General features: G+C 65.4%; 4 protein-coding genes. 3 read left to right on the top strand and 1 reads right to left on the bottom strand.

Annotation, left to right across the window (positions count from 1 at the left end; translation table 11 throughout):
- The coding region (locus EOA28_RS20360) for a helix-hairpin-helix domain-containing protein (RefSeq protein WP_128315207.1) at positions 1 to 1,021 on the top strand (1,021 nt) is incomplete at its 5' end.
- On the opposite strand, the gene EOA28_RS20355 is transcribed toward EOA28_RS20360, so the two are convergent.
- Positions 1,022 to 1,933 carry a LysR family transcriptional regulator gene (locus EOA28_RS20355; protein WP_127251397.1) on the bottom strand — a complete coding sequence of 304 codons (912 nt, stop codon included), beginning with the start codon at positions 1,931 to 1,933 and terminating at the stop codon, positions 1,022 to 1,024.
- Positions 1,934 to 2,037: 104 nt separating this feature from the next.
- Here EOA28_RS20355 and EOA28_RS20350 point away from each other — a divergent pair, with 104 nt between their 5' ends.
- Positions 2,038 to 3,234, top strand: coding sequence for an acyl-CoA dehydrogenase (locus EOA28_RS20350; protein WP_127251396.1), 1,197 nt, complete (start codon positions 2,038 to 2,040; stop codon positions 3,232 to 3,234).
- Between the two features lie 106 nt (positions 3,235 to 3,340).
- Positions 3,341 to 6,560 (top strand): transglutaminase family protein (locus EOA28_RS20345; protein ID WP_148670776.1); only part of this gene is annotated, 3,220 nt, incomplete at its 3' end.

Below are 6,560 nucleotides of genomic sequence, written 5' to 3'. Positions count from 1 at the left end.
GTTCCCGGGCCTCGATGTCTCGCTGCGCGGCGCGGTGTCGATCGCCAGGCGCCTGCAGGATCCGCTGGCCGAGCTGGTCAAGATCGAGCCGAAGTCGATCGGCGTCGGCCAGTACCAGCACGATGTCGACCAGTACCGGCTCGGCCGCTCGCTCGAAGCGGTGGTCGAGGATGCGGTGAACGCCGTCGGCGTCGACCTCAACACGGCGTCGGCGCCGCTTTTGGCGCGCGTGTCGGGATTGGGGCCGTCGCTGGCCGAGGCGATCGTTGCGCATCGCGATGCGGCCGGGCCGTTTGCCAGTCGCAAGGATCTGCTCAAGGTGGCGCGGCTCGGGCCGCGCGCCTTCGAGCAAAGCGCCGGCTTCCTGCGCATTCCGAATGGCGCGGAGCCGCTCGATGCGTCCTCGGTGCACCCGGAAGCCTATGGCGTGGCAAAGAAGATCGTTGCCGCTTGCGGCCGCGACGTGCGCGCGCTGCTAGGTGACAGTGCCGCGCTCAAGGCGCTGGATCCACGCGTCTTCGTCGATGAGCGCTTCGGCCTGCCGACGGTGCGCGACATCATCGCCGAATTGGAAAAGCCCGGACGCGATCCGCGCCCCGGCTTCAAGACCGCGACTTTTGCCGAGGGCGTCGACGACATTAAGGATTTGAAGCCAGGCATGCTGCTCGAAGGCACCGTCACCAATGTCGCGGCCTTCGGCGCCTTCGTCGACATCGGCGTGCACCAGGACGGGCTGGTGCATGTCTCGCAACTCGCCGACCGCTTCATCAAGGACGCGCATGAGGTGGTAAAAGCCGGCGACGTGGTGAAGGTGCGGGTCGTCGATGTCGACATCAAACGCAAGCGCATCGGGCTGTCGATGCGCAAGGATGGCGGCGAAGGCGGCGCGCTGCGTGGCGGCCAGCGCGATCACGGCGGCGGCAAGCCCGCCCCGCGCTCGCCGGCGCCGCAGCGCCAGCCGGAAAAGCCTTCGCAGGGCGCGTTCGGCGCGGCGCTCGCCGAGGCGATGAAGCGGAAGTAGCTACCAGGCGAGGACAGCCGGCTCCTTGCCGATCTGGGCCAGCAGCCAGTCGCGAAAGCTGGCAACCGGCGGATGTCCTCGCTTGTCATTCGGCACGACCAGATAATAGGCGCTGCGGCTCTGCATCGGTTGGCCGGGCGCCGGCAGCAACTGGCCGCGCTGCAATTCGCCTGAGATCAGGATTTCCGGCAGCAGCGCCACGCCAAGGCCGGCCATGCAGGCCTGCGCAACCGTTCCGAACTGCTCGAACTGCATGCCGGGCCCGGTCGGCGCCTCGAGCCCCTGGTGTTCGAACCATTCACTCCACGCGCCGGGGCGGGTCGCCATATGCAGCAGCGGCAGGCGGCTGATGTCGGCCGGGGTGGCGATGTCGCGGGTGGCGAGAAATCCGGGCGAGACCACCGGCATCACGGTCTCGCGCATCAGAAGCGTGCAGTCAGCGTCCGGCCAGTCGGGCATGCCGTGATGAATGGCGGCGTCGAGCCGTTCGCGGGCGAAGTCGAACCGTCCGATGCGGGTGGCGAAGTTGATGGTGATATCGGGGTGGCGCGTTACGAAATCCGGGATCAGCGGCATCAGCCAGCGCGTGCCGAAGGTCGGCAGGATGGCAAGGTTCAAGGCGCCGTTATGCCGATTGCTCATCAATCCGAGTGCTGCGTCGCGCAACTGGCCAAGTGCGGAGCGCACCGCTTCGGCATAGATTTCGCCCGCCGCGGATAAGCGGACATTGCGGCTGTCGCGCTCGAATAGCCGCCGGCCGAACTGTTCTTCCAACAGGTTGATCTGCCGGCTGACGGCGCCCTGAGTCAAATCGAGCTCGCGCGCGGCGGCGGTGAAGGAGCCAAGCCGCGCCACCGCCTCGAAGGCGGCAAGCGCGGGGGTGTTCGGCAAGAGGCGGCGCTGAACGTTCATGATCCATTACTAACGCTCATTGATCCGCGATGCAATTTCGTTTGATTTTTCGCGTGCGCAAGCGGATAAGCCGGACACATCAAAAATACTGGGAGCCCGAGGCCATGGCCGCCGATAAGAACGCTTTCGTGTGGAATGATCCCTTCCTGATCGAGGACCAGCTTTCCGAGGATGAGCGCATGGTGCGCGACGGCGCAGCCGCCTTCGCCGCCGACAAACTCGCGCCGCGCATCGAGGAAGCCTATGCCGACGAGAAGACCGATCCCTCGATCTTCCGCGAGATGGGCCAGGCGGGTCTGCTCGGCATCACCATCCCGGAGGAATATGGCGGGCTCGGCGCCGGATACGTGACCTATGGGCTGGTGGCGCGCGAGGTCGAACGCATCGATTCCGGCTACCGCTCGATGATGAGCGTGCAGTCGTCGCTGGTCATGTATCCGATCCATGCCTATGGCTCGGAAGTGCAGCGCAAGAAATACCTGCCGAAGCTGGCGTCGGGGGAATGGATCGGCTGCTTCGGCCTGACCGAGCCGGATGCCGGCTCCGACCCGGGCGGCATGAAGACGCGCGCCGAGAAGACCGCCAACGGCTACAAGCTCTCCGGCTCCAAGATGTGGATCTCCAACGCGCCGATCGCCGATGTGTTCGTCGTCTGGGCGAAGCTGAAGGGTGAGAACGGCAAGGACGAGATCCGCGGCTTCGTGCTGGAAAAGGGCATGAAGGGCCTGTCGGCGCCGAAGATCGGCGGCAAGCTCTCGCTGCGCGCCTCGATCACCGGCGAGGTGGTGCTGGAAGGTGTCGAGGTCGGCGAAGAGGCGCTGCTGCCCAACGCCAGGGGTCTTGGCGGCCCGTTCGGCTGCCTCAACCGGGCGCGTTACGGCATCTCCTGGGGCTCGATGGGCGCCGCCGAGGATTGCTGGCACCGGGCGCGGCAATACGGCCTCGACAGAAAACAGTTCGGCAAGCCGCTCGCCGGCACGCAGCTCTTCCAGAAGAAGCTCGCCGACATGCAGACGGAGATCGCGCTTGGACTGCAGGGCTCATTGCGCGTCGGCCGGCTGATGGACGAGGGCAAGATGGCGCCGGAGATGATCTCGATCGTCAAGCGCAACAATTGCGGCAAGGCGCTCGACATCGCCCGCCAGGCCCGCGACATGCATGGCGGCAACGGCATCCAGATCGGCTACCACGTCATGCGCCACGCGCAGAACCTGGAGACGGTGAACACCTATGAGGGCACGCATGACGTGCATGCGCTGATCCTCGGAAGGGCGCAAACCGGCATCCAGGCGTTTTTCTAAGCCGGCAAGGCTGCTTAAATTAGTTGCAGCGCAACATCTCTGCTTGGAGAATGGCCAGCATCTATGTCAGGGTTCGGCGGAGTGAAACGCCGAACTCCGGGGTACCATGGCAATTCTGGCAGCCGTTCATCACCTGACCCACTACAAATATGACCGGCCGGTGGTGCTTGGTCCCCAGGTGATCAGGCTGCAGCCGGCGCCGCATTCGCGCACCAAGGTGCTCAGCCATTCGCTGAAGGTCGAGCCGAAGAACCACTTCGTCAACCTGCAGCAGGATCCCTACGGCAATTTCCTCGCCCGCTTCGTCTTCCCTGAGCCGGTGACCGAACTCAAGATCGAAGTCGACCTAGTCGCCGACATGACGGTCTACAACCCGTTCGATTTCTTCGTTGAGGAGAGCGCCGAGACCTTTCCGTTCGACTATCCGGAAGAAATCAAGGAAGACCTCGCCATCTACCGGACGCCAGAGCCGGCGGGACCCTTGCTGTCGAAATTCCTGGAAAGCATCGACCGCAGCCCGACAAACACCGTCAATTTCCTGGTCGATCTCAATGCTAGGCTGCAGCGCGAGATCGCCTATATCGTGCGCATGGAGACAGGCGTGTTCTCGCCGGAGGAGACGCTTGCCGCTGCCAAGGGCTCGTGCCGGGATTCGAGCTGGCTGCTGGTGCAGATCCTGCGCAATCTCGGCATCGCCGCACGCTTCGTCTCCGGCTATCTGATCCAGCTCAAGCCCGATCTGGTGTCGCTCGATGGGCCGTCCGGAACGTCGGTCGATTTCACCGACCTGCACGCCTGGTGCGAGGTCTATATTCCAGGCGCCGGCTGGATCGGTTTCGATCCGACTTCCGGCCTGCTCACCGGCGAGAGCCATGTGCCGCTGGCAGCGACGCCGCATTATCGCAATGCAGCACCCATCTCCGGCATGGCGAGCTTCGCCAATGTCGATTTTGGCTTCGACATGCGGGTCGACCGCATCGCCGAGCATCCGCGCATCACCAAGCCGTTCTCGGATGAGAGCTGGAAAGCGCTCGATGCTCTTGGCAACAAGGTCGATGCCGTTCTGCGCGAGCAGGACGTGCGGCTCACCATGGGCGGCGAGCCGACCTTCGTGTCGATCGACGATTTCGAATCCGCCGAATGGAACACCGCCGCCGTCGGCCCGACCAAGCGTGACAAGGCGGACCAGCTCATCCGCCGGCTGCGCGAGCGCTTCGCGCCGGGCGGTTTCCTGCATTATGGCCAGGGCAAGTGGTATCCGGGAGAGAGCCTGCCGCGCTGGACCTTCTCGCTCTACTGGCGCACCGACGGCGAGCCGGTGTGGCGCGACCCGTCGCTGATCGCGCGCGAGAATGGCAATGCCGCGATCGGTCCCGAACAGGCCGAAAGCCTGCTCACGGCGATCGCCGGCGAGCTCGGCATCGACAAGGCGATGGTGAGCGAGGCCTATGAAGATCCGGCCGAATGGCTGCTCAAGGAAGGCAAGCTGCCGGACAATGTCGATCCGTCCAATTCGAAGCTGGAAGACCCGGAAGAGCGCAGCCGCATGGCGCGTGTTTTCGAGCGCGGGCTGACCAAGCCGTCGGGTTATGTGCTGCCGGTGCAGCGATGGAACAGCCAGGCCGCTGGCCAGCGCTGGCGCTCGGAGAAATGGAAGACGAGGCGCGGCCGCCTGTTCCTGGTGCCGGGCGACTCCCCGGTCGGCTATCGCCTGCCGCTCGGCACACTGCCTTATGTTCCGCCGGCGCAATTCCCGTATATCGTGCCGGTCGATCCCTCCGTGCCGCGTGGCGCGCTGCCGACGCGCGAGGCCATCTTGCCCCAGCCGTCGCCAGCTGAATTGGAAGGCGCGGACGAAATGGCACGCCGCCAGCAGACCGTGTCTTTCACCGCTGCGAGCGCACAGCAGGACCGCGTCGAGCAGCAACTGACGGAGATCGGCGGCGCGGTGCGCACGGCGCTCACCGTCGAGCCGCGCGACGGCCGGCTCTGCGTATTCATGCCGCCGGTCGAGGCGTTGGAGGACTATCTCGAACTGGTGGCGGCGGCGGAGAACGCGGCGAAGGCCATCGGCCTGCCGGTGCATATCGAAGGCTACGCCCCGCCGCACGATCCGCGCCTCAACGTCATCCGCGTGGCGCCGGATCCCGGCGTCATCGAGGTGAACATCCACCCGGCCGCCAACTGGACCGAATGCGTCGCCACCACTACCGCGATCTACGAGGAAGCACGGCAGTCGCGGCTCGGCACCGACAAGTTCATGATCGATGGCCGCCATACCGGAACCGGCGGCGGCAACCATGTCGTGGTCGGCGGCGCGACGCCCAATGACAGCCCGTTCCTGCGCCGGCCCGACCTGTTGAAGAGCCTGGTGCTGCAATGGCAGCGGCATCCGTCGCTGTCCTATATGTTTTCCGGCCTGTTCATCGGTCCGACCAGCCAGGCGCCGCGCTTCGACGAGGCGCGGCACGATTCACTTTACGAGCTGGAGATCGCGCTGGCGCAGGTGCCTCATCCGGACAAGGGCAATGCACCGTTGCCATGGCTGGTCGACCGGCTATTCCGCAACCTCCTGACCGACGTGACCGGCAATACGCACCGTTCGGAAATCTGCATCGACAAATTGTTCTCGCCGGACGGCCCGACCGGCCGGCTGGGACTGGTCGAATTCCGCGGCTTCGAGATGCCGCCCAATGCGCGCATGAGCCTCGCCCAGCAGTTGCTGGTCCGCGCGATCATCGCCCGCGCCTGGAAGAACCCGCTCGACGGACGCTTCGTGCGCTGGGGCACGTCGCTGCACGACCGCTTCATGCTGCCGCATTTCGTCTGGGCGGATTTTCTCGACGTGCTGGAGGACCTGCAGCTCAACGGCTTCGACTTCCGCCCCGAATGGTTCGCGGCCCAGCTCGAGTTCCGCTTCCCCTTCTGCGGCGAGGTTCAGCATGCCGGCGTGAAGCTGGAGCTCAGGCAGGCGCTGGAGCCCTGGCATGTGATGGGCGAGCAGGGCGCGATCGGCGGCACGGTACGCTTCGTCGATTCCTCGGTCGAGCGGCTGCAGGTGCGGACGGAAGGCCTCAATCCGGAGCGTCACGCCATCGTCTGCAACGGCCGCATCGTGCCGATGAAGGTTACCGACACCAGAGAGGTCGCGGTGGCCGGCGTGCGCTTCAAGGCCTGGCAGCCGGCCTCCGGGCTGCATCCGGCGCTGCCGGTCAACACGCCGCTGGTCTTCGACATCTATGACCGCTGGTCGGGCCGCTCGGTCGGTGGCTGCGTCTATCACGTCGCGCATCCGGGCGGCCGCAACTACGACACCTTCCCGGTCA

The organism is Mesorhizobium sp. M2A.F.Ca.ET.067.02.1.1 (assembly GCF_004023285.1).
Taxonomy (GTDB): domain Bacteria; phylum Pseudomonadota; class Alphaproteobacteria; order Rhizobiales; family Rhizobiaceae; genus Mesorhizobium.
The sequence above is the reverse complement of the archived record's forward strand: the minus strand, read 5'-3'. Positions and strand labels throughout refer to the sequence as shown.

Bases quoted from the DNA above. Each gene is read 5' to 3' on its own strand.
- EOA28_RS20350 (WP_127251396.1), top strand. From the start codon at position 2,038: ATGGCCGCCGATAAGAACGCTTTCGTGTGGAATGATCCCTTCCTGATC.
- EOA28_RS20355 (WP_127251397.1), bottom strand. From the start codon at position 1,933: ATGAACGTTCAGCGCCGCCTCTTGCCGAACACCCCCGCGCTTGCCGCC.